Source organism: Mycobacterium sp. P7213 (genome assembly GCF_900604305.1).
Classification (GTDB): domain Bacteria; phylum Actinomycetota; class Actinomycetes; order Mycobacteriales; family Mycobacteriaceae; genus Mycobacterium.
The window spans coordinates 37,056-60,441 of record NZ_UWOA01000006.1 but is presented as its reverse complement, the minus strand read 5'-3'; the positions used below and the strand labels follow the sequence as shown (position 1 = coordinate 60,441).

Genomic DNA, 23,386 nt, shown 5'->3' with positions numbered 1-23,386 from the left:
GCGCGCACGCAGTGCGCGGCCGCACTCTCTGGATGGACAACTCCACCCGAACGCGGACACTATACGTCCACTAATGAGACGTCAACGTCCCATTAATGGACGCGCGGCAAGATATCATCCGGTCATGGACGTCGATGACCGGACGCTGACCGGTTCGCAAGCACGCACACGGGCGGCGATCCTCGAGGCGACGGCGTCGGTGCTCGCCCGCGACCGCACCGCCACGTTGCCCGAGATCGCTGCGGCCGCCCAGGTCGCTCGCTCGACCCTGCACCGCTATTTCGCCGACCGAGAGCGGCTGATTTACGAAACCACTCTGGATTCGGTCCGCATCATCAGCGACATCCTCGCGACGGCAGCGACAGCCGAGGGCCCGGCCATCGAGGCGATGCGGCGGGTGATCACCACCCTGGTACCCGAAGGCGATCGGATCGTGTTCCTGTTCGCAGACCCCGCGGTACTGCGCGATGTCCCCGCCGAGCACCTGCCGAACTCCGCGCCGATCCTTGAACTCATCGCGCGCGGTCAAGAAGAAGGCGTCTTCGACCCCGGACTCAGCACGGAATGGATCCGGATCGCGTTGTTCGGGATGATGGTCAAAGCCTGCAGCGACGCAGCACACGGCCTCATCTCCCGCCACAGCATCGTCCCGACACTCACGCGAATCTTCGAGCGCGGCGTGACCGCCCCGTTTTAGCAACTCAAGTCACGTCGCGGTGGCATCGTTATCCGCATAACAACGACCTGTTGCCAGCCCGCCAGAGCTACTACGCTCTGTCGTAGTAGTTGCCCTGCAGCTCCGGGAGATCGCCCATGGATGTTGTCGACGTATCGCGGTGGCAGTTCGGGATCACCACCGTCTATCACTTCATATTTGTGCCGCTGACCATCGGTTTGGCCCCGCTGGTCGCGGTCATGCAGACGGTGTGGGTGCTCACCGACAACGTGGCCTGGTATCGGCTGACGAAGTTCTTCGGCAAGCTGTTCTTGATCAACTTCGCCCTGGGAGTTGCCACCGGGATCGTGCAGGAATTCCAGTTCGGAATGAACTGGAGCGAATACTCACGGTTCGTCGGCGACGTGTTCGGTGCACCGCTGGCGATGGAAGGACTGGCCGCCTTCTTCTTCGAGTCCACCTTCATCGGCCTGTGGATCTTCGGCTGGAGCCGACTGCCGCGGGTGGTGCACCTGCTGTGTATCTGGGTGGTCGCGATCGCCACCAACGTGTCGGCGTTCTTCATCATCGCCGCCAACTCGTTCATGCAGCACCCGGTCGGCGCTCACTTCAATCCGGAGACCAAGCGTGCCGAATTGGACAGCATCATGGCGCTGTTCACCAACAACACCGCCCAGGCCGCGCTGTCGCACGCGGTCGCCGGCGCATTCTTGACCGCCGGGACGTTCGTCGCCGCGGTAAGCGCCTGGTGGATGGTCCGGTCCCGTGCCGGCGGCGCCCCGCAGGGCGCCGACAGTGACGCGGCAACCATGTACCGGCCGGCGACCATTCTTGGATGTTGGGTCGCGCTGGTCGCCGCGGTTGGGCTGTTCTTCACCGGCGACATCCAAGGCAAGCTGATGTTCGTCCAGCAACCGATGAAGATGGCGTCAGCGGAATCGTTGTGCGACACCGCCACCGACCCCAGCTTCTCGGTTCTGACCGTCGGGCGGCAGAACAACTGCGACCATCTGACCCGGGTGATCGAAGTGCCCTATGTCTTGCCGTTCCTGGCCGAGGGCCGATTCAACGGCGTTCGGCTCGACGGGGTCCGCGACATCCAGCAGCACTTCGAGCAGAAGTTCGGCCCCGGCGACTACCGGCCGAACCTGTTCGTCACGTACTGGTCGTTCCGCGCGATGATCGGGCTCCTGCTGTTGCCGGTGCTGTTCGCGATGGTCGCGTTGTGGCTGACGCGCCGCGGGCAGATCCCCCAGCAACGCTGGTTCTCCTGGTTGGCGCTGCTGACCATCCCTACCCCGTTCCTGGCCAACAGTGCCGGCTGGGTCTTCACCGAAATGGGCCGTCAGCCTTGGGTTGTCGCCCCCAACCCGACCGGGGACCCGAATGTGCGACTGACCGTCGCCCAAGGTGTGTCGGGGAACAGCGTGGGTGTGGTGGTCACCTCGCTGGTGATGTTCACCCTGGTTTATGCGCTGCTCGCGGTGATCTGGTTCTGGTTGATCAGACGCTATGTGGCCGAGGGACCACTGGAGCACGACGCCGAACCCGCGCCGCCGGCACCGCCCGCCGAGAACGAAGTGGCGCCACTGTCGTTCGCCTACTGACGTAGAAGGGGGTCGTCGCGATGGACCTACAACAGGTGTGGTTCGTACTGGTCGCGGTGCTGTTTCTCGGATTCTTCGTCTTGGAGGGCTTCGACTTCGGGGTGGGGATGCTGATGGCGCCGTTCGGGCGGGTGAGCACCCAGGACCCCGAAGCCCACCGTCGGACCGCGCTGAACACCATCGGCCCGGTCTGGGACGGCAACGAGGTCTGGTTGATCACCGCCGGCGGTGCGATGTTCGCCGCGTTCCCGGGCTGGTATGCCACGGTGTTCTCGACGCTGTACCTGCCGCTGCTGGCAATCCTGTTCGGCATGATCGTGCGCGCCGTCGCGATCGAGTGGCGCGGCAAGGTCGATGACCCGAAGTGGCGCGCCTGGGCCGACCTCGGGATCGCCGCCGGTTCCTGGCTGCCGGCGATTCTGTGGGGCGTGGCGTTCGCGGTCCTGGTCCGTGGCCTGCCGGTGGACGCCGATCACCATGTCCGCCTGGCCTTCAGCGACGTGATCAACGCCTACACCCTGCTGGGGGGTCTGGCCACCGGCGGACTGTTCCTGTTTTATGGCGCGGTCTTCACCGCGTTGAAAACGGCCGGGACGATCCGAGACGATGCGCACCGCTTCGCGACCAGGCTGGCGCTGCCGGTGACCGCGCTGGTCGGCGGCTTCGGGTTGTGGACACAACTCGCCTACGGCACCGGCTGGACGTGGCTGGTGCTGGGCGTCGCGGTGGTCGCGCAGCTGGCCGCGGTGACGCTGGTGTGGCGCCGGGTGTCCGACGGCTGGGCTTTCGCCTGTAGCGCGGTGGTCGTCGCAGCGGTGGTCATCTTGTTGTTCGGCGCCCTGTACCCGGCGCTGCTGCCCTCCACGCTGGATCCGCAGTGGAGCCTGACGATCTACAACGCGTCGTCGACGCCGTACACGTTGAAGATCATGACCTGGGCCGCGGTGATCTTCGCTCCGCTGGCGATGGTGTACCAGGGTTGGACGTATTGGGTGTTCCGGCAACGGATCTCAGCGGATCAGATTCCGCCGTCCATCGGGTTGGCGAGGCAGCAGTCCTGAGTACCCGGGCCTCTCGGGCGCCGCTGGACCCGCGGCTCTGGCTGGCATCGACGGCGGTGCGCCGCTTCCTGCTGGCTATGGTGGGCTGCGGAGTGGTGATTTCGGCCTGTGCAATCGGGTCCGCAATCGTGTTGGCCGACATCGTGTCTGGAGTGATCACCGAACCGTCGACTCGAAGCGTCGCGCATTGGTCACCGCTGCTGGCCACACTTGCGCTGTTGTGGACGGTGCGCACCCTGGCGCATTGGTTGCAGGCTCGCCTTGGCCAGCGCGGAGCCAGCGCGGTGATCGCCGACCTGAGCGGGCAGGTGCTGGCCGCTGTCACCGCACGCTCCCCTCGCCGGCTGGCTGCCGAACGAGACGCCGCCGCAACGGTGGTCACCCGGGGATTGGACGGCCTGCGACCCTATTTCACCGCTTACCTGCCCGCTCTGCTGCTGGCAGCGATTCTGACCCCGGCGACCGTGCTGGTGATCGCCCTCTACGACCGACGCGCGGCGGTGCTCGTCATGATCACGCTGCCGCTGATCCCGGTGTTCATGGTGTTGATCGGCCTGGCCACCGCGGATCGCTCGGCGGCGGCGTTGACCGCCATGACGACATTGCAGGCACGGCTGCTGGATCTGATCGCCGGCATCCCGACCCTGCGCGCCCTCGGGCGTGCAACCGGGCCGGAGCGGCGCATCGCCGAACTGTCCGACGCGCAGCGTCGGTCGACGATGGCCACCCTGCGGATCGCGTTCCTGTCGGCACTGGTGCTCGAACTGCTGGCCACGCTGAGCGTGGCGGTGGTGGCCGTCAGCATCGGCCTGCGACTGGTGTTCGGCGAGATGAGTCTGACCGCCGGCCTGACGGTGTTGCTGCTGGTTCCCGACGTGTACTGGCCCCTGCGCCGGATCGGGGTGGAGTTTCACGCCGCCGAGGATGGGCGCGCCGCCGTCGAGAGGGCCTTTGCGCTGATCGGCGAATCACCTCGCCCGGCGCCGGGTCGCCGCACGGTATCCGCACGTGGCGCGCGGATTCTCCTCGATTCACTCTGCGTGGCCGGCCGAGATGGCGATGCGCCGGCCGGCCTGACCGCGCTGATCGAATCCGGCCAAGTCACCGTGCTGACAGGAGCCAACGGGGCCGGCAAAAGCACCGTGCTCACCGCTGTCGCCGGCCTCACCGAACCCACCTCTGGGCACATCACGGTGGCCGGTGTCGACATCGCCGACCTGGACCTGCCGGCGTGGTGGGCCCAATTGTCTTGGCTGCCGCAGCGTCCGGCGCTGATCCCGGGCACGGTGGCGCAGAACCTCGCGTTGTTCGGCGAACTTTCTGACACTGAAGAGGCGTGCACTGCAGCCGGATTCGACGAGGTGATCGCGGGACTACCCGACGGGCTGCACACGGTGTTGGGTCGCGGCGGTGTCGGTTTGTCCTTGGGGCAGCGGCAGAGGCTGGGGTTGGCGCGAGCGCTGGGGTCCAGTGCCCCGGTGCTGTTGCTCGACGAGCCGACGGCCCACCTGGATGCCGCAACCGAGCAACGGGTGCTGGCCGCGCTGGTGCAACGCGCGCGCGCCGGCGCGACGGTCGTGGTGGTGGGCCACCGCGCTCCGGTGCTGGCGATCGCCGATCGAGTTATAACCGTGCACAGCGAGGGGGTCGCAGTCCATGCACCGGCCTGATCCGCTGTGGGAAGCCCTCGGGCTACTGCGGCCGCGCCTGCCCCGGCTGCTGTTGGCGGGCCTGCTCGGGACGCTGTCACTGTGCAGCGCGCTCGCGTTGGCCGCGATCTCCGCCTGGCTGATCACCCGGGCCTGGCAGATGCCGCCGGTGCTGGACCTATCGATCGCCGTGGTGGCGGTGCGCACGTTCGCGATCTCGCGCGGCGTACTGCACTACTGCGAGCGTCTGGTAAGCCACGACGCGGCGCTGCGGGCCGCAGGCAGTGCCCGCGGCGGGCTCTACGGGCGACTGGCCCACGGACCGGTGCAGGCCGCAGTGCGGTTGCCCAGTGGCGAGTTGGTGGCGCGGGTGGGCGCCGATGTCGACGAGCTGGCAGACGTCCTGGTACGCGCCGTGCTGCCGATCGCGGTCGCCGCGGTACTGGGCGTGGTCGCCACCGCGGTGATCGCGGTTATCTCGCCGGTGGCAGCTGCGGTCCTGGCCGCCTGCCTACTGGTCGCGGGTGCGGCGGCACCGTGGCTGGCCGCGCGGGCCGCCGCGGCCCAGGAGCACACGGCCCGCGACCACCTCGCCGAACGTGACGTCGCGGCCTTGGAGGCACTCGACCACGCCCCCGAGCTGCGGATCGCCGGGAAGCTGCCCACCGTCATCGGTGAGTCCCAACACCGGCAGCGGGCGTGGGCCGCGGCCCTGGACGAGGTCGCCAAACCGGCCGCGATCGCCGCTGCGCTGCCCACCGCCGCGATCGGGGTCAGTGCACTGGGCGCGGTGGTGGCGGGGATCGGGCTCGCCGATACCGTGGCGCCCACCACCCTGGCCGTGCTCATGCTGTTGCCGCTGTCCGCGTTCGAAGCGACCACCGCCCTGCCCGGGGCCGCCGTCGCGTTGACCCGCGCACGGATCGCGGCACGGCGGCTGCTCGACCTGGCACCGGCAGCAGACCCCGTGGCTGCGGACACGCCGGTGGCCTCCCCGGCGGATTCGACCCGTACGCCGGCACTGCACGCCGAGCTGCGTTCCGGATATCGAGAAGACCAGTGCGCCCAGGTGCGGCTTGATCTGGCGCCCGGAGACCGGCTGGCCATCACCGGTCCCAGCGGGGCCGGCAAGACCACGCTGCTGATGACCCTGGCCGGTCTGCTGGCACCGCTGGCCGGTCGCGTTTCCCTAGACGGGACCGCTCTGCAGGAGCTGTCCGAAGCCGACCTGCGATCGGCGATCGGCTTTTTTGCCGAGGACGCGCATATCTTCGCGACCACCGTCCGCGACAACCTGCTGGTGGCTCGGGGCGACTGCCGCGACGACGAACTGGCCGCCACCTTGGGCCGGGTGGGACTCGGGAGCTGGCTGGCCGGCCTGCCCGATGGCCTGGCAACCGTGCTTACCGGCGGCGCCGAGGCGGTGTCGGCAGGTCAGCGGCGGCGCCTGTTGCTGGCTCGGGCCCTGCTCTCGCCGGCCCGGATCGTGCTGCTCGACGAGCCCACCGAACACCTGCACGCCACCGACGCGGACGACCTCCTGCGCGACCTCTTGGCCGTGCCCGGGCTGTTCGGAACCGACCGGACCGTGGTGGTGGCCACCCACCACCTGCCGAACGACGGCGCAGCGCCCGGCTACGCCGCGCTCGCGGTCCCCGCTGACCCAACGGCGGCGACCCGCAGCGCCCGGCTACGCCGCGCTCGCGGTCCCCGCTAGGGTGCTTTAGTCGGCTTTCCGCAAACCAGCCGATAGAACGGTTGAGTCAACTCATGACCACAGCAGAGACGTCGGCGCTGGAATCGCGGGTCGGCCACTACTACCAGATGGACGGCACCTACGTGGTCGGCCGGGAGAAGGTCCGCGAGTACGCGCGCGCCGTGCAGGACTATCACCCCGCACACTGGGACGTCGCCGCTGCCGCGGAAATGGGCTACTCGGGTCTGGTGGCGCCGTTGACGTTCACCTCGACCCCGGGCATGGCGTGCAACCGGCGCATGTTCGAATCCGTTGTCGTCGGCTACGACACCTACATGCAGACCGAAGAGGTCTTCGAGCAACACCGCCCGATCGTCGACGGCGACGAACTGACCATCGACGTCGAGCTGACCTCGGTGCGGCGAATCGCTGGCCGCGACCTGATCACCGTCACCAACACCTTCACCGACACGGCTGGGGAAGTGGTGCACACCCTGCACACCACCGTCGTCGGTGTCACCGCCGAGGACATCGGCCCGGAGGTCAAGACCGCGGTGCAGCGGGCCATGATGCACGACGTCAACATCCTTGACGTCGGCGAATCGGCCGCCCGCTACGAAAAGACGGTGCGGCCTGCCGGCGAAGTCCGGATCTCCGAGGGCGGCCTGACCCGCACCCCTGCCACACCCTCCTTCGACGACGTGAAGGTCGGCGACGCACTGCCGGTGCATCACACCCGGCTGTCCCGGGGGGACCTGGTGAACTATGCCGGTGTCGCCGGCGACGCCAACCCCATCCACTGGGACGAGGAGATCGCCAAGCTGGCCGGTCTCCCCGATGTGATTGCCCACGGCATGCTCACCATGGGCCTGGGCGCGGGCTTCGCCTCCTCCTGGACCGGCGACCCGGGCGCGGTCACCCGCTACGCCGTACGACTGTCCGCGCCCGCGATCGTGTCCGCCAAGGAAGGCGCCGACATCGAATTCAGCGGCCGGATCAAGTCGCTGGACCCGGAGACCCGCAGCGGTGTCATTTTGGTCGCCGCGAAGTCCGAGAGCCGGAACATCTTCGGCCTGGCGACCATGAACGTCCGCTTCCGCTGACCTTCGGCTCGGTACGAGGATCTTCAAGCCTGGCAGGACGCCTGCAGTACAGCGACAGGGAAGAGCCAGTTCGCTGACAGCTAGTTTCCAGTAAACACTGCGTACGATCAGTCCGACTGAGATGACGCTTGTGAAGAACAATTTCGCCGAACGTAGAGGCGTAGACCGGATTCGACAAACCGGCTGATGACGCAGCCGGATAACTCGAATCGGCTGCGATTTCTCTCGTTTGGAAATTAGGGCATTAGAGCCGTCAAAAAGCTTGATGTAAGCGGGGAATCGCCGCGGATAGCCTGATGACAGCTGCCTCACAACAGTTTTCGAAGATGTACTGCTACCACTATCAACTGAAAAAGTCGCACGCTGTTTACATCGCAGGAACCTCGAATAGACAACGGCCGTCTAGCGTTCGGGTTTCTACGCGAGTTTCGAGCGTCGACAGTCAAGACGCGTGACGTAAGGAGTCACCCGATATGGATTTTGCTGCATTGCCGCCGGAGATCAATTCCGGACGGATGTACGCGGGTGCGGGCTCCGGCCCCCTGCTGGCGGCCGCTTCAGCTTGGGATGCGCTCGCCGCGGAATTGGGTTCGGCGGCTTCGTCCTACGAGTCCGTGGTATCGAGCCTTACGGGCGAATGGTCCGGCCCGTCGTCCACTTCGATGGCCGCCGCAGCCGAGCCGTACGTGACCTGGATGAGCACGACCGCCGCCCAAGCCGAACTCTCAGCCAACCAGGCCCGCGCCGCGGCAGCAGCCTACGAGGCGGCCTTCGCGGCCACCGTGCCACCGCCGGTGGTGGCAGCGAACAGGATGCAGCTGGTAACCCTGATCGCGACGAATCTCCTCGGGCAGAACACGCCGGCGATCGCAGCCACCGAGATTCACTACGCGGAGATGTGGGCGCAGGACGCGGGGGCGATGTACGGCTACGCCGGCTCGGCCGCGGCGGCAACGCAGCTCAGCCCGTTCAGCCAGCCCCCGGAGACCACCAATCCGGCCGGCGCGGCCAACCAGTTGGCAGCGACGGCAGAGGCAACCGGAAACTCGGCGGCCTCCAACATCTCGCAGCAGGTCTCCCAGCTGCTGAATGCGATGCCCCAGGCACTGCAGTCGCTGGTCTCCAACCCCATGGGGACCGCGGCGGCGACAACACCATCGGATCTCTTAGCCAACTGGAACTTGATCTTTTCTACACTGACCGGGCCCACAACCCCGCTCGGCTGGTCGACGATCCCCGGTGGCTATTGGCTGGCGTTCGGGCAGCTGTACTCCTGGATCATGAACTCGATGGCTGCGCAGTCCTTCTTCGCCGGCCCGAAAGCCATTACCGGAGCGCTGCTGCCGCTGGCACCGCTCGCACAAACAGCACTACCGGCGGCAAGCCTGAGCAGTGCCACAGGTGTACTGGGCAACGCGGCGTCGGTCGGCAAGCTCTCGGTGCCGGCATCATGGACAGTTGCGGCACCCGCGACCAAGTTGGTCAGCATGGCTTCGTCACTGCCGGCAACCCTGGAGGCCGCCCCGATGGCGGCCGTCGCCGGTCAGGACGCCATGTTCGGCGAGATGGCACTGTCCAGCCTGTTGGGCCGCGGCCTGGGCGGCACCGCGACCCAGTCCGTCGGCGCGGCGACCCGGTCGCTGCGCAACAGCGGCGGGTCCGATGCCTTCGGCCCCATTCCGCCCGGTGAAGCCGATCCCGCGGCGGCCACCATCATCGTCATTCCGGCACTCGACGAATGACCCCGCGATGACGAAACGTGGCCTCCCCCAGCCGACTCAGTCGCACTCGACCAGATAAGGGTGTCGAAATGTACTTCTCTTTTCTCCCGCCGGAAATCACCTCGACCAACATGTACGCCGGCCCCGGCTCCGGGCCGCTGATTGCCGCCGCCACGGCGTGGGGTCGTCTCGCCAGCGAATTAAGCACCGCGGCATCTGAATACGACGCGGTGCTCGCCTCGCTGACCGGTGAATCGTGGACCGGTCCGTCGGCGGCGGCGATGACGGCGGCCGCCCAGCCCTTCACCGCCTGGATGTCGACGACCGCGGCCACCGCGGCGCAGGCGGCCGCCCAGGCGCAGGCCGCGGCCACCGCCTACGAAGCGGCGCACGCGGCGGTCGTTCCGCCGGAAGTCGTCACGGCCAACCGGACCCAGAACCAGATGCTGTACGCCACGAACTTCCTCGGCCAGAATCTCGCGGCCATCGCGGCCAACGAAGCCCAGTACCTGGAGATGTGGGCGCAGGACGCCGCTGCGATGCAGACCTATGCCGCATCGGCCGCCGCGGCCACCAAGATCACCGCGTTCACCGAGCCTCCGCAGACCACCACCGGGACCGCCGCAGCCACCTCGGCGGCCAGCACGGGGTCGGCGGCAGCCACCTCGGGCAGCAACTCGATCCTGGATTTCCTGGCCGACCTGGCGACCCAGTACAACACCTTCGTCAACAACCTGCTCGTCCAGCTGACCGGCAACCCGAGTGCTCCAGCCAACTTCGCGTCGCTGTTCGCCGCCTTCAAGGGTCCGGCGGGGCTGACCACACCATTCAACGACGTCTCGCTGCTGGTGAACTTCCCGATCCAGAACTTCCTCAAGTTCGGAACTCCGATAGGCCGGGTTTTCGAAGGCCTGCCGCTCAGCGGGCTCGGCGCCGGGCTTCGTGCCGGAGCCGCCTCCGCAGGTCTTGCCTCGACGGTGTCGGCCACCATGTCGGAGGCGAACCTGGTGGGCAACCTGTCTGTCCCGCCGAGCTGGGCCTCTGCCAGCCCGGCGATCCGGCTGGCGGCCACCGGCGCGCCCGCCGCGGGCCTGGCTGCCGCCCCGGCCGCGGGAATGGCCGGCGGCCTGCTCAACCAGGCGGCACTGGGCAGCATGGCCGGCGGTGCCCTGGGCAGTGCCAGCCCCCGGACCGCGAACGCCGGCTCCGGGCGGATCCGGATCCAGGGCGGCAAGGCCAAGACTCCGGTCAAGCTCGACGCGGTGATCGCCAAGCTGCAGAGCCAACCCGAGGCGGTCCAACACTGGAACGTCGATCAGGCCGGACTCGACGAACTGCTTGACGAACTGTCCCGCAAACCCGGCGTTCACGCCGTGCACCTCAAGGGCGCCAAGAAAGCCGCAACGCCCCTCAGCTGACGCCCACCAACGGCGCCAAAAGCGTTCCCCCTTCCCCGAAAAGAGAGAGTAATGCTTCTCGAGTTCTGGCAGAACTTCACGCACAACCTGTTCAAGCCACTGTTGTTGTTCTTCTACTTCGGCTTCCTGCTCGCACTGGCCAAGGTGCCCTTCGAGTTTCCGAACGCGATGTATCAGGGCCTGACGATGTACCTGCTGCTGGCCATCGGCTGGCACGGGGGCGAGGAGCTCGCCGGCATCGACCTGTCCCAGGTCGGCGGAATCCTCGGATTCATGCTCACCGGCTTCGTGCTGAACTTCCTGATCGGCACCATCGCCTACCTGTTGCTGAAGTACCTGACCAAGATGCGGGAAGTCGACCGCGCAACCGTCGCGGGCTACTACGGCTCCGATTCGGCCGGAACCTTCGCCACCTGCATGGGCGTACTGGCCACCATCGGCATGGCCTTCGACGCCTACATGCCGGTCATGCTGGCCATCATGGAGATCCCCGGCTGCTTGGTGGCGCTGTTCCTGGTCGCCCGGTTGCGCCACCGCGGTATGGACGCGTCGGGCAACATGCCCCACGAGCCGGGCTACACGGTGCCGGCCGTTTCGGTCCCGACAGCCGTGGGCGCCACCCAGGCCGGTGACCCCACCGGCGGCCTGGCCATCGAGACGAGCCCCGAGCGTCGCGTGGAGACCGGGTTGGCCTCGAACGGGCGCCTGATCAGCCGGGAACTGGTGCGAGAGGTCTTCCTCAACCCGGGCATCTGCCTGCTGCTCGGTGGCATCGCGATCGGTTTCATCAGTGGCCTGCAGGGCTCGAAGGTCACCGGTGTGGACGACCCGGTCTTCGTCACCGCGTTCCAGGGCGTGTTGTGCCTCTTCCTACTCGAGATGGGGTTGACCGCGGCGCGCAAGCTGAAGGACCTGAAGTCCGCCGGCCGTGGTTTCATCCTCTTCGGCCTGCTGGCTCCCAACCTCTTCGCAACGCTGGGTCTGTTTGTCGCACACACCTACTCGCAGCTGACCGGCGTCCATTTCCAGCTGGGCACGTACGTTCTGTTCGCCGTGCTGTGCGCCGCGGCGTCGTACATCGCGGTGCCGGCGATCCAGCGACTGGCGATCCCGGAAGCCAGTCCCAGCCTGCCGTTGGCCGCATCGCTGGGTCTGACATTCGCCTACAACGTCACCATCGGCATTCCCCTCTACATCGAGATCGCCCGTCTCATCACGTCGCAGTAGGGGGATTGCACAGCATGCAACGTAGGAGGAACGATATGCGCAGCGTGTTAGCGATCTTGGGCATTGCCGCCGTCATCGGGTGCGCCGCGCCGGCGTACGCGGATCCCGGCGACGGCGACGGCGGTGACGCCGCTTTCCTGTCTGACCTACGAGCCGCGGGGCTCACCTTCGCCGGTAGCGATCAGGCCATTGTGGCCGGCCATGCCGTCTGCAGCATGGCCAACAACGGCGAGACGGGTTTGCAGGTCGTCAAACAACTCACGGCCGACAATCCCGGGCTGACGATGGACGGCGCCGCGAAGTTCGCGGCCGTCTCCGCCAATGCGTACTGCCCGCAGCACTTGCGGAAGTAGTCGGCCTACGCCTTTGTGAGCTCCGCGTAGCGGGCGATGTGGGCGTCGGTGGTTCCGAACTCGTATTGAATTGCGGTGAGCCGCTTGAAGTAGTGGCCGATCGCCAACTCTTCGGTCATGCCCATCCCGCCGTGCAGCTGCACCGCCTCCTGGCCGACGAATCGGGCCGCCCGGCCGATGGTGGCCTTGCCGGCCGACACCGCACGGGCCCGGGTTGCCTCGTCGGCCTCGAGGTTGAGGATCGCCAGGTAGACCGCGGCAGCCGACTGCTCCACCTCCATGAACATGTCGACCATCCGGTGTTGCAGAACTTGGAAGCTGCCGATGGGCTGCCCGAACTGCTGGCGCTGCTTGCAGTACTCGACGGTGTCCGCCAAGACTTTCCGCATGCAGCCCACCGCCTCGGAGCAGATCGCCGCGGCGCCCTCGTCCCGGGCCTGCGCCAATGACGGCCACGCACCGCCACGCTCGCCCAGCAGGGCGTCGGCGCCGAGCCGCAGATCGGTGAAGGTGATGTCGGCCGCGCTGCGGTCGTCGATGGTGCGATACGGATGCAGGGTGATTCCCGCGGCGTCGGCCTCGGTGAGGAACAGCGAGATTCCGTCTTCACCCTCGATGCGGGCGGTGATCAGCAGGTGCGTGGCCAGCGGTGCCGCCACAGCCATGATCTTCGAGCCGTTCAGCACCCAGCCGTCCCCATCGGGGCGCGCCAGGGTCTCCGCATCCTGCCACCGGTCGGCCGAACCCGGCTCCGCGGCGGCCAGGGCCACCACCGCGGTACCGGCGACCAGCTCCTTGAGCACGCCGGCTGCGACCGGGCTGCCGGAGCGGTGCAGCAGACCGCCGGCGACCACCACAGTGTCGACATAGGGCTCAATCACCAGCGCATGCCCGAGCGCCTCAGTGATGACCATGAGTTCGACTGCGCCGCCGCCAATTCCGTCGAACTCTTCGGGGAGTGTCGCGCCAAGGATGCCCAGTTCACCGGCGAAGGCGCGCCAGATCTCGGGCTGCCAGCCGGCTCCGGTCTTGGCCGCGGCGCGGCTCGTCTCGAGGTCGTAGCGCGCGGCGAGGAACTTGGTGATGCCGTCACGCAGCATCTGCTGCTCAGTGTTCACGTTGAAGTCCATTAGAGCCCCAATGCCGCCTTGGCCAGAATATTCCGCTGAATTTCGTTGCTACCGGCGTAGATCGAGCCGGCCCGGTCGTTGAAGTAGCGCAGGGGAGCCACCGCCTGCCACGGTTCGCCAGACGCATATCCGTCGGCGGGCGGCTGGTAGTCGGCGATCGGCCCTCCAGGCGCGGTGACATGCGGCTGATAGATGCGTCCGCGCGGTCCGGCCGCCTCCAACGCCAGCGCGGTCAGTTCCTGGCTCAACTCGGTGCCCAAGATCTTCAGCATCGACGACGACGCTCCGGGATTACGCCCCTCGGCGACGGCGGTGAGCACCTGGTATTCCAGGATCTCCAATACCTCGGCGCGAATCCGCGCGTCCGCCAGCTTGCGCATGAAGGCGTCGTCGTCGGCGAGCTTGCCACCGCGCGGTCCCGGCTGGTCCTTGGCCGCCGTGGCGATCTCCTCGGCCACCACCTGCAGGCCCGGGGCCACCGCGCCGCCGCCGCGCTCGAATTCGAGCAGGTACTTCGCGACGGTCCAGCCGCTGTCGATCTCTCCGATGACGTTGGTCTTGGGGACCCGCACCTCGTCGAAGAACACCTGGTTCTGGATCTCTTCCCCGGAGGTCATCACCAGCGGCCGGATCTCGATGCCGGGCGAGGTCATGTCGATCAGCACGAACGTGATGCCCTGCTGCTTCTTGGCGGTCCGGGAGGTCCGTACCAGGGCGAACATCCAGTTCGCCTCGCCGGCGTGGGTAGTCCAGATCTTGCTGCCGGTACAGACCAGGTCGTCACCGTCGACGGTGGCGGCCATCGACAAAGCGGCCAAGTCCGATCCGGCTTCCGGCTCGGAGTACCCCTGACAGAAGAACACCTCACCGGTGAGAATCCGGGGCAAGAAGTAGTCCTTCTGTGCGTCCGTTCCGTACCGGACGATGGCGTGCGCGACCATCCGGATTCCCATCGGCGACAACGACGGTGCACCGGCAAGCGTCGACTCGCGGCTGAAGATGTAGTGCTGGGTCAGGCTCCAATCACAGCCGCCGTGCTCCACCGGCCACGCGGGCGCCGCCCAACCCCGCTCATGCAGAATCGCCTGCCACGCCATGCTGGCCTCGTGATCGGCGTAGACGCTGGTCATCAGCCGACCCGCTCGACGCAGCTCCGGGGTCAGCTTTTGGTCGAGAAAATCCCGCACCTCCGCTTGAAACGCCCGGTCTTCCTCCGACCACCGCAGATCCATTAATCTCCCCTGCCGTATCGGCGGATAGACGCTTTTCCGCGAAGTCTAGCCGCCGTGCTGTCGGGCCCGACTCCCGCCGCCTCGGCTGATACGCGCGGGCTTGCCTAACGGATGCGCCCAGCGATGCCGTCCACCAACAACGCACGACCCTGCTCGGTGCCGTCGAGCATCCGGGTGATCCGCCTGACGATCTGCCACCGGCCGGGCGCGCCCGCCACCCGGCCGAGGTGAAAGTAGTTGGCGCCGCCGCGCGCGACGCGAAACTGGTTGCCTTGTTTGACCAGCAGCATCGAGTCACACACGGCGACCGCCTCGTCACCGGTCACGGTGACCACCGCCGGGCCCAGAAAATGCATACATCCGCGAGCGATCAGATCCTGGTGACCACGAGAGTGCACCATCGCCGCAATCTCCTCGCGGCCGTTCATCAAACAGTTCTCGACGTCGTAGACCCCATCGTGTTGCCACAACGCCGCAGTCGATTCGGAGTCGCCGGCGTCCACCAGCGGGCCGTAGGACGCGATCAGCCGCTCGATGGCGCGCTCGTCCTCGACCTGCTGCAGGCGCCGCTCCAGTTCGGCCAGCCGTTGCTCGATCATCGCCCGACCCGGGGCGACAGGTCGGCCAACTCCGCCAGTGCGATCAGCTGGTCACGGAAGTGCGCCGAAGAGCGCGCTGCGATCATACAACTGACATCGGTGGCACCGACGTCAGCGAGCCTGCCGATCCGATCGAGGGCCTGCTGCGGGGACCCGATCGGGTCCAGCGGCGGCGTCGACAGCACGACTGCGAAGCTGTCCGGGAGATCCACAGAGCCAAGGTGTTTCGTCAGCTCCTCAATACGCAGGCCGAACGGCGTCCAGCCGTCACCCAGGTCCACCGCCCGCCGAAGCGAACGGCGGGTGTGTCCGCCGACCCAGATCGGAACTCGCTGCTGTACCGCGCACGGCTGCACGACCATCGAGTCGAAGCTGTAGAAGGCGCCGTGATAGGCGGGGTGGGTGGTCGATAGCGACGCCCGCAACGCCTTCATTGCGTCATCAGCCCGGGCGCCGCGGTCATCCCACGCGCAGCCGAGCAGGTCGAACTCCTCACGCAGCGATCCGACCCCGACGCCGAGGGTCAGCCGGCCGCCGCTGAGCCGGTCGAGGGTCCCGTACCGTTTGGCGAGCTCCAGCGGATGGTGATAGCCCAGCACCACAACCGATGTCACCAACCTAATGGAGCGGGTGCGGGCGGCCAGAAACGAGAGCGTGGCCAACGGGTCCCAGTAGGTCGTCCCGCGACCGGCCGCGGCCTCGGCGGGCACCGCGACATGTTCCGAGCAAGTGAGGTAGGCGAAGCCGAGTTCATCCGCGGCCGCGGCGATCTGGCTGATGTCCTCGACGTTGCCGTCGGCTTCCCAGCTCGAGGCTGCGCCAGGGACCTGGATGACGACCGGTGTCGCCAAGCCAAGCCGCATCAGCGGGACCGAATCCGGGGACCGTTGTACCGCAAGGGCTCTACGCCTTTCGTTGCGCCGCGCGAGTGGGATAGCCTCATGGAGCTAAACTAGAATGAATTTTAGTTATGGAGGCGTCTCTTGTCTAGCGGTGGTCAACCCGGGTGGGTACAGCAGTACGGCCCCTGGGCTGTGGTCGCGGGCGGCTCGGAAGGCGTCGGCGCCGAGTTCGCGTTCCAGCTGGCCGACGCCGGCATCAATCTGGTCCTGGTCGCGCGCAAGCCAGACCCGCTGCGCGACACCGCCGATCGATGCAGGACACGTGGCGTGCGCGTCCGTGAGCTGGCCGTGGATCTGACTGCCGCGGATGCGGTCGCGCGGATCGGCGAGGCGACGTCGGATGTCGAGGTCGGGTTGCTGATCTACAACGCGGGCGCCAACACTCACAGCACACAGTTCCTCGACGGCGACCTGGCGGCCTTCGAGCGAGTGCTCGACCTGAACGTTCGGACGCCGCTGGCGCTGATCCACCACTTCGGGAAGCCGATGCGCATCCGGCGGCGCGGTGGCCTGCTGCTGGTCGGGTCACTGACCGGGTATCTCGGTTCAGCGCGGCAGACCGTATACGGGGGCGTGAAGGCGTTCAGCAGGATCTACGCCGAGGGCCTGTGGCTGGAGTTGCGCGACTACAACGTGCACGTCCTGGAGTTGGTGCTCGGTGTGACCAGGACGCCTGCGATGGCACGGGCCGGCCTCAACTTCGACCTGCCGGGGCTGCGCGTGTCCGATCCGGCCGATGTCGCCCGTGAAGGGCTCGAACAGCTTCCGCGGGGACCGGTGCACGTCATCTCGACCCACGCCGACAGTCCTGCGGTGCACGCCATCACAGATCGGGCCGAAGCTGTGCTCGCCTCGCATCGGCTGATGCAGAAGTTGCTCGCAACGGCCCCCCCGAGCTTCTGATGCCCCGCCCGCCGGTTGAGCGCGACGCCGCTGTTCCCACCACGGCCGCGCAACGGCAACGCTGCGAACGCATTCTTGCCACCGCGGCCCGGCTCGGTGCCCGCGACGGGCTGGAAGCCGTTCGGATGCAGGATGTGGCCGACCGGTCGGCGGTGTCGATCGCAACCCTCTACCGCTACTACCCCACCAAGCATCACCTGTTCAGCGCGTTGTTGTTGCACTACACTCGGACCGCCGGCCCGTCGCACCCGCCGACGGGCTGCCCGGCGGCCGACGTCACCGACCTCATGGTCGGCATCTGCCGTTCGATGCTCGCGCGGCCTCGGCTGGCTCGCGCAATGGTCATCTCGGTCAATGCCCGCCGGTCCGAGTCGCCGGCAACCGGGGACTTCAACCTGCGTGCCCGCATCTTGTCGGTGGCCGGGATCTCCCGGCCCGCACGGCGGGACACCCAGTTGGCGCTACTGGTCGAGCAGTGCGCCTACGGCATCTTGTCTTGGGCGGTGATGGGTGAGACGACGCCGGCGCAGGCCGAACGCGACATGCGGCGCGCCTGCGAGCTGCTGCTAGCGCCCTGGCGAGGTGATCCGCACGCCGGACCCGCGACGCTGCGTTGACAACGTGCCCGGGGATACGCCAGCGCTGGAGCGGGGCATTGCCACCGCCGTCCCGAGGATCCAGGCGAACAAGAATGCCGGCATCGCGGTGATCGAGTAGCCCTCCAGCGACAGCGGACCGCTGCGGAAGACGAACGTCAGGAGCAGCACCGGATGGACCACGGCGGCAGCCAGTGCCAGGTGACCGGTGTAGGCCGGCAACGCCTGGCGCGCATAGACCGCGATCACGAACGCGCCCAGCGCCACCACCAGGGGCATCCCCGACATCGCCAGCAGTCCGAACGTCAGGTCGTAAAGCAGTGACGCCGCGTCGGCACTGCGGCGCCGGTACAGCAGGAGGTCAAAGGCGGTGAAACCGCTGAGCAGCAGCGTCAGGCATCCGATGAAGCCGGCGGCGAAGCAGGTCGGAAGGATCGACTTCATGGGCAGCCGATCCCGTAGGTAGGCCCACACCGCGGCCCCGAAGACGAACCAGAGCGTGACGCCGATGGTGTTGAGCGCCATCGCCACAACCAACCGGTCGTGGTGAGCCATGGCCCACCGCGCCACGTCGACGGACTGCGTTCGGGTTTCCGGGAAAGACCAGATCGGGTAAGCCAGCAACGTGGCCGCGGGCAGAACGGCGCCCAGTATGCCGGACCACCGGGCCACCCGTGGCGCGTCCCAGGATGTGCCGATCACGAAAGTTCCCCCTGTGGTCGGGCGAGGTCCCATTGACCGAAGTCCGCGGCGAGGACGTCGTTGACATCCACATGCGCACCGTCGATGACGAAACCCGGCTCGGTCGCGGTGACGATTTCTCGTTGGAAGAGTACGGCTGCCGGTTCGCGGTCTCCGTGCGACCATGCCCGGGTCTGCCATGCCCACCGGTGACCCGGGCTGGTCGACTGTCCGATCACCCCATCGTTGATCGCCCAGGTGCATTGGCGCGCGCCGCCGTAGATGCCCGTGCGGTCAACGCCCAGGACGGAGTTGATCCCGCGAAACCATTGGAGCGCCAGCTTCCTCCATGTTGTGGCGTCGATGTCCTCGTCGACACTGAAGTAGATCGGCGCCGACGGGGGTCCCCCGGCCGCGGCATGCAGCCGCAGCGCCGTCTGCGCATCGGCCACGCCGCCGTCGTAACCCCGGGTGAAGTCCGACGGCGACTGTGTCCAGCCTGGTTTGCCGAACTGGTAGCAACTGGCGACCTGCAGGCCGGCGGCACGCAGCCCGTCGGCGTAGTCGCGGGTGACGGGTTTGAAGTCGAAGGTGGCGCCCGGACGGAGCTCGGAGACGTACACCATCGCCCCGTCGAATCCGGCGGCCTTGATCTGGTCGGGCGGCACCAGCCGGTGGGCGAAATCAACGACCTGCAGCCCGTTCGCACGGGACCTCGGTGCGCCGACCGTCGCCCCGAGGACGCCGGGCAGGGCCAGCGCCGGGGGAAGTAACGCGGCATACCTCAGCAGGTCGCGGCGCGAAGCGGAACGCGTCACAACTGGCAAGGGTACCGGGGAGACGTTCCTACAATGTGCTGATCACCGATTCGCCGAACTGGCCCAGTGCCTCGACCGTATGGCTGAGGCTGTCGCCGGGAACGGTGACCTGTACCCAGGTCACGCCGGCTTCGGCCAGCTGGCCCAGGCCGTCCAGGTAGGCGCCGGGATCGAAGTCGTCGTAGCCGGGACGGCCGCCGACGAGGTTCGAGAAACAGATGTCGATGGCGGCCCAGTCACGGCCGGCCCCGTCGCAGCGTCGTTTCAGGTCGTCGATGCCCGCGGTCAGGGCTTCGACCGAATTCATTTCGGCGGTGCGGGCGGTGCTGGCCAGGCCGGGCGACGCCGGGAACGGCGCCCAGCCCTGGCCCCGTGTCGCGACCCGTTGACGCGCTTTGCCGGTGTTTCCGCCGATCCAGATCGGCGGATGGGGGCTGCTGACCGGTCGCGGGTGCGCGGTGATCCCGCGGGCGCGAAAATGCCGGCCCTCGAATGAGACGTCGTCACCGGTCCAGATGGCTCGGATGACGTCCAGGCTCTCTTCGACCAGTCCGGCGCGCTCCTCGAAGTCCACCCCCAAAGCGGCGAATTCGCCCTTGAGGTAGCCCACACCGACGGCCAAGGTGAACCTTCCCCCCGACAACAGATCCAGGGTCGCACCCGATTTCGCCACCACGAACGGGTTGCGGTAGGGCAAGACAACGACGTTCGGGATGAACCGGATCGTTTCGGTATGCGCCGCGGCGAATCCCATCGCCACGAAGGGATCGAGACTGTCGTGGCCGCCGGCGTCGAGCCAGCGCTGTGTCGGTGCCGGGTGGTCGGTGAAACCCATGGCGTCAAACCCGGCGGCTTCGGCGGCCCGCGCAACGGCGCTCACCGCCTGCGGCGAAACCAGCTCCGGATGGCAGGGATGGGTGATGATCGGGTAGGTGAACGCGAACCGCATACGCCTCTCCTTCGCGTGGAGTTGCTAAGTGGTCGTCGGCCGTGGCGGGCCGAGGATGTAATCGCCACCGTCGGGATGGTGGTACCAGCCGCCCGCGGCGTGGGTTCCGCCGTCGACGTGAAGCGTCTGGCCGGTCACGTACGAACTCAGGTCGCCGGCCAGAAAGACCGCGGCCCCGGCCATCTCGTCGACATGACCGGGGCGGCCCATCGGAATCATGTGGGCCACGCCGGCCAGCATCTCTGCCGAGCCGACTCGTTCGATACCTTCGGTGAGCGTGAGGTCCGGGGCCAGGCAGTTGACCCGGATGCCGTGCGGCGCCAACTCCAGAGCCGCCGTTTTAGTCAGGTTGATGACACCCGCTTTCGCCGCCGCGTAGGCCGCATAGCCAGGCGCGGCACGGGTGCCTTCGATGCTGGCGACATTGATGATGCTGCCGGCCGCGCCGTGTTGGACCAGTGTTTGCGCGACGCGCTGCGTGCAGAGCAGGACCTGGGTGAGGTTGGACCGGATCAGGGTGTCCCAGCCCTTGGGTGCCGTCTCCAGCAACGGGGAGAAGAACACCCCGCCGGCATTGTTGACCAACACCGTCGGCAAGCCCACCGTGGCAAGGGTTTCCGCCATTGCCGCATCGACCTGGCCGGAGTCGCGGACATCGATTGCGCAGGCATGACCGCCGACCAGCTTTGCGGTCGCTTGGGCTGCTTCGGCGTCGCGTTCCCAGATCACCACCCGAGCGCCGAATTCCGCGAAGCCCTCGGCGATACCGCGGCCGATTCCCGAACCGCCGCCGGTGATGACCGCTACGCGTCCATCGAGTGTCGCCGTCTCTGCGCGCAGGACCACTACTGGTCCCCGGGTTTCTGCCGTCCCGGCAGCTCGGCTATCGGCCGGACGAGCACTTCTTGTGCGGTGCTGGCCACATGGCGGCCGGTGTCATCGACCATGGTGCCGTGCACCAGGGCGCGGTGTCCGGCCGTGGCGACGGTCTGCTGGGTGTAGAGGTGCCATCGATCGAACTGGACTGCACGGTGCAGCCACACGCTGTGGTCCAAGGTCAGGCCGGTGTGCGTGGCATGGTCGACCGGCTGCGGGTGGGCACGAAACGCGGTATCCACCAGCAGGTAGTCGCTGGCGTAGGCAAGCAGCACCGCGTGCAGCTGGTGATCGCCGTCGATTCCACGCGGCAACCGCATCCAATGGGCACGCGGACCCGGCGCTTGGGCGCCGCCCAGGAAGACCGGGGCTTCGGCGGTGCGAACTTCCAGCGGCGGGGGCCGTTCTATCCAGGTGTTCCCTCGCCCGGCCAGGTATGGCGGGGCGTGCTGCACCCAGTGCTGTAGCAGCGGAAGGGCTTCCGGTGCAGGCCCGGGCGGCGGCACGGGGTCGGCGTCTGTGCTGTCCGGGCTGGTGTCGAAGGACACCGTCGCCACCACGAGGGTGCGACCGCCCTGCTGGATGGTGACCTGCCGTGCCGACATGGTGCGCCCGTCGCGAGTGCGGTCAACGGCGATCTCCAGTGGTACGCCCGAGTCGCCGGGACGCAGAAACGACGCGTGAATGGAATGGGCGGTCAGCTCGGGGACCGTGGCCGCGGCCGCTGTCATCGCCTGGGCGATGAGCTGGCCGCCGAAGATCCGGCCGAACCGGCCGGCCTCGTTGTCCGCCCGGAATCGGTCCTCGCCCAGTGAGTGCAGCGTCAGCACCTGCTGCAGCCGGTCCAGCGCGTCGAGCGTGGCGCGTTCCAGTTGACTTCCCGACCCGAGCAGGGGACCGCCGTAGTCGGGGTGAGCGGAGACCTCGGACGCCGACGTCTGCACAAGTTCCTCCTCACCCGCTGTGGCCCGTCCGCGGCGGACTGCCGACACGGGTAGCCGGTGATGTGACTGCTAGCCCATTTAAGTAAATCCGGGCTACGTAGGTCAAGGGTGGAGCCCGAACCGCGCGCCGGCAACGACGCGCGCTCGGATCGACCGGGGGCACTTCCGAAGGTAGCAGGAACTCCATCCGGTGCGGGTTTCCGAATCGCCTCCCCGCCAATCCGTCCGGTCGTCCGGTTGCAGCCGTGACTTCGGGATGCATTGGCAATTATGACCGTTCACCTGTTCCGTTGCTTGGACATTCTCAGCAACAACCGATCGATGCGGAGAGGCAAACTTTCTGCGGACATGAATCCTGGTGCACACCAGTATTGTTCGCGAGACATATGCCATGTCAGGCGAACTCATCCGGTAGCGCAGACGTGCTCGTTCGAGTTGACGGCGGCCAGCGGTGATGCCACCATGGCCGCGAACGCACCTCGCTAGGTGAGGCGTCTGTACGGATACAGGCCACTGACCTCAAACGTCGAGAGACGCCCAGGGTCAGGACAGCTCTTCCCGGCTTAAGGGTTGAGCCCAAGTGGCTTTCGGCACATGACTGGATACGCCGTGCAGTGCCAAAACTCTGTCGAGAGGGGTGCCGTCCGGCCAACTCTGCGCTGGTTCGGTTAGCTCCGATGTGCTTACCACAACGGCATCCCCGTATGCCCTGGCCGCGAGGAGGTGAGAGCGACTTTGAGTCCGAGCGATAGTCCCTATCCGAGATCGACGACCATGTCGTTCGAATCCTGCCCCGGCGCCGCCTTCATCCTCTGAATCGGTTCGCCCTTACCGCATCAGCGCTGTCCGCGTCGTGGACGTGTGCTGCTTTGGCGCGCGACTGTTCTTGTGTGGCAGCGAAATTCGTCATGTCCTCTCGAAGGAGAGTCTCCGATGTCTTTTGTGTACGCACTGCCCGAAGATCTCATCGCGACAGCGGCCGATCTGCGCGGTGTCGGCGACACGGTATCCGCGCAAAGCGCCGCTGCCGCAGCGCCGACCACCGGCGTGATTCCCGCCGCCGCCGACGAGATTTCTGCACTGACCGCGGCGCAATTCGCGCGGCATGCACAGATGTACCAAGCGATCAGCAAGCGCGCCGCGGAGGTGCACGAGATGTTCGTCAAAACGCTGCTGCACAGCGCAGAGTCGTACGCAGTGACCGATACCGCAAACGTTATCTCCTTCTACTGAAAGGGTTTTGGC

Annotated in this window: 22 protein-coding genes and 1 riboswitch; of the genes, 13 read left to right on the top strand and 9 right to left on the bottom strand. The window is 67.1% G+C overall.

The window, feature by feature from the left end; genetic code table 11:
• The first annotated feature begins 124 nt into the window (after positions 1-124).
• The 10 genes from EJK91_RS03695 (at position 125) to EJK91_RS03650 (ending at position 12,511) form a co-directional block, all read left to right on the top strand.
• Positions 125-697, top strand: a complete 573-nt coding sequence (locus EJK91_RS03695) for a TetR/AcrR family transcriptional regulator (protein WP_082108051.1) — start codon at positions 125-127, stop codon at positions 695-697.
• A 116-nt stretch (positions 698-813) separates the two neighbouring features.
• On the top strand, positions 814-2,283 hold the full coding sequence (locus tag EJK91_RS03690) for a cytochrome ubiquinol oxidase subunit I (RefSeq protein WP_125078285.1): 1,470 nt from the start codon (positions 814-816) through the stop codon (positions 2,281-2,283).
• Positions 2,284-2,303: 20 nt separating this feature from the next.
• Entirely contained in the window at positions 2,304-3,344 is a 1,041-nt protein-coding gene (gene cydB / locus EJK91_RS03685; RefSeq protein WP_105295483.1) for a cytochrome d ubiquinol oxidase subunit II, read from the top strand.
• A 56-nt stretch (positions 3,345-3,400) separates the two neighbouring features.
• Positions 3,401-5,014: a thiol reductant ABC exporter subunit CydD gene (gene cydD, locus EJK91_RS03680; protein ID WP_125078284.1), complete on the top strand. Its 1,614-nt coding sequence runs from the start codon at positions 3,401-3,403 to the stop codon at positions 5,012-5,014.
• Entirely contained in the window at positions 5,001-6,710 is a 1,710-nt protein-coding gene (gene cydC / locus EJK91_RS03675; RefSeq protein WP_125078283.1) for a thiol reductant ABC exporter subunit CydC, read from the top strand. Before cydD ends, cydC begins: the two co-directional genes overlap by 14 nt.
• Positions 6,711-6,763: 53 nt before the next feature.
• Positions 6,764-7,792, top strand: a complete 1,029-nt coding sequence (locus EJK91_RS03670) for a fused (3R)-hydroxyacyl-ACP dehydratase subunits HadA/HadB (protein WP_125078282.1) — start codon at positions 6,764-6,766, stop codon at positions 7,790-7,792.
• 473 nt (positions 7,793-8,265) lie between these two features.
• On the top strand, positions 8,266-9,534 hold the full coding sequence (locus EJK91_RS03665) for a PPE family protein (RefSeq protein WP_046301498.1): 1,269 nt from the start codon (positions 8,266-8,268) through the stop codon (positions 9,532-9,534).
• 68 nt (positions 9,535-9,602) lie between these two features.
• The gene (locus EJK91_RS03660) at positions 9,603-10,931 is read left to right on the top strand and encodes a PPE family protein (protein WP_125078281.1); all 1,329 of its coding nucleotides are present in this window, start codon (positions 9,603-9,605) and stop codon (positions 10,929-10,931) included.
• Between the two features lie 51 nt (positions 10,932-10,982).
• On the top strand, positions 10,983-12,158 hold the full coding sequence (locus EJK91_RS03655) for a sodium-dependent bicarbonate transport family permease (protein WP_125078280.1): 1,176 nt from the start codon (positions 10,983-10,985) through the stop codon (positions 12,156-12,158).
• Positions 12,159-12,193: 35 nt separating this feature from the next.
• Entirely contained in the window at positions 12,194-12,511 is a 318-nt protein-coding gene (locus tag EJK91_RS03650) for a DUF732 domain-containing protein (protein WP_036457547.1), read from the top strand.
• A gap of 5 nt (positions 12,512-12,516) precedes the next feature.
• On the opposite strand, the gene EJK91_RS03645 is transcribed toward EJK91_RS03650, so the two are convergent.
• The 4 genes from EJK91_RS03645 to EJK91_RS03630 form a co-directional block, all read right to left on the bottom strand.
• Positions 12,517-13,641, bottom strand: coding sequence for an acyl-CoA dehydrogenase family protein (locus tag EJK91_RS03645; RefSeq protein ID WP_125078279.1), 1,125 nt, complete (start codon positions 13,639-13,641; stop codon positions 12,517-12,519).
• Positions 13,641-14,873, bottom strand: a complete 1,233-nt coding sequence (locus EJK91_RS03640; RefSeq protein WP_024441636.1) for an acyl-CoA dehydrogenase family protein — start codon at positions 14,871-14,873, stop codon at positions 13,641-13,643. The genes EJK91_RS03645 and EJK91_RS03640 overlap by 1 nt, the downstream gene beginning before the upstream one ends.
• Positions 14,874-14,977: 104 nt before the next feature.
• Entirely contained in the window at positions 14,978-15,472 is a 495-nt protein-coding gene (locus EJK91_RS03635; protein WP_125078278.1) for a nuclear transport factor 2 family protein, read from the bottom strand.
• Entirely contained in the window at positions 15,469-16,335 is an 867-nt protein-coding gene (locus tag EJK91_RS03630) for an LLM class F420-dependent oxidoreductase (RefSeq protein WP_046301500.1), read from the bottom strand. The genes EJK91_RS03635 and EJK91_RS03630 overlap by 4 nt, the downstream gene beginning before the upstream one ends.
• A 120-nt stretch (positions 16,336-16,455) precedes the next feature.
• On the opposite strand from EJK91_RS03630, the gene EJK91_RS03625 reads away from it, so the two are divergent.
• The gene (locus EJK91_RS03625; RefSeq protein WP_125078277.1) at positions 16,456-17,277 is read left to right on the top strand and encodes an SDR family NAD(P)-dependent oxidoreductase; all 822 of its coding nucleotides are present in this window, start codon (positions 16,456-16,458) and stop codon (positions 17,275-17,277) included.
• The gene (locus tag EJK91_RS03620) at positions 17,277-17,894 is read left to right on the top strand and encodes a TetR family transcriptional regulator (protein WP_046301502.1); all 618 of its coding nucleotides are present in this window, start codon (positions 17,277-17,279) and stop codon (positions 17,892-17,894) included. Before EJK91_RS03625 ends, EJK91_RS03620 begins: the two co-directional genes overlap by 1 nt.
• Here the strand turns inward: EJK91_RS03620 and EJK91_RS03615 are convergent.
• From EJK91_RS03615 to EJK91_RS03595, 5 genes are read right to left on the bottom strand one after another with little or no spacing between them, the layout of a single operon-like run.
• Positions 17,844-18,575, bottom strand: coding sequence for a hypothetical protein (locus tag EJK91_RS03615; RefSeq protein WP_125078276.1), 732 nt, complete (start codon positions 18,573-18,575; stop codon positions 17,844-17,846). The two genes, EJK91_RS03620 and EJK91_RS03615, sit on opposite strands and share 51 nt — an antisense overlap.
• Positions 18,572-19,372 carry a DUF1906 domain-containing protein gene (locus tag EJK91_RS03610; protein WP_082105754.1) on the bottom strand — a complete coding sequence of 267 codons (801 nt, stop codon included), beginning with the start codon at positions 19,370-19,372 and terminating at the stop codon, positions 18,572-18,574. Before EJK91_RS03610 ends, EJK91_RS03615 begins: the two co-directional genes overlap by 4 nt.
• Positions 19,373-19,400: 28 nt before the next feature.
• Entirely contained in the window at positions 19,401-20,321 is a 921-nt protein-coding gene (locus EJK91_RS03605; RefSeq protein ID WP_125078275.1) for an LLM class F420-dependent oxidoreductase, read from the bottom strand.
• A gap of 24 nt (positions 20,322-20,345) precedes the next feature.
• Positions 20,346-21,167 carry an SDR family NAD(P)-dependent oxidoreductase gene (locus EJK91_RS03600; RefSeq protein WP_125078274.1) on the bottom strand — a complete coding sequence of 274 codons (822 nt, stop codon included), beginning with the start codon at positions 21,165-21,167 and terminating at the stop codon, positions 20,346-20,348.
• The gene (locus EJK91_RS03595) at positions 21,167-22,141 is read right to left on the bottom strand and encodes an acyl-CoA thioesterase (protein ID WP_125078273.1); all 975 of its coding nucleotides are present in this window, start codon (positions 22,139-22,141) and stop codon (positions 21,167-21,169) included. The genes EJK91_RS03600 and EJK91_RS03595 overlap by 1 nt, the downstream gene beginning before the upstream one ends.
• A gap of 471 nt (positions 22,142-22,612) precedes the next feature.
• Positions 22,613-22,785, top strand: a riboswitch (M-box (ykoK) riboswitch).
• A gap of 289 nt (positions 22,786-23,074) precedes the next feature.
• Here EJK91_RS03595 and EJK91_RS03585 point away from each other — a divergent pair.
• Entirely contained in the window at positions 23,075-23,374 is a 300-nt protein-coding gene (locus tag EJK91_RS03585; RefSeq protein WP_125078272.1) for a PE family protein, read from the top strand.
• The last annotated feature ends 12 nt before the right edge of the window (positions 23,375-23,386 follow it).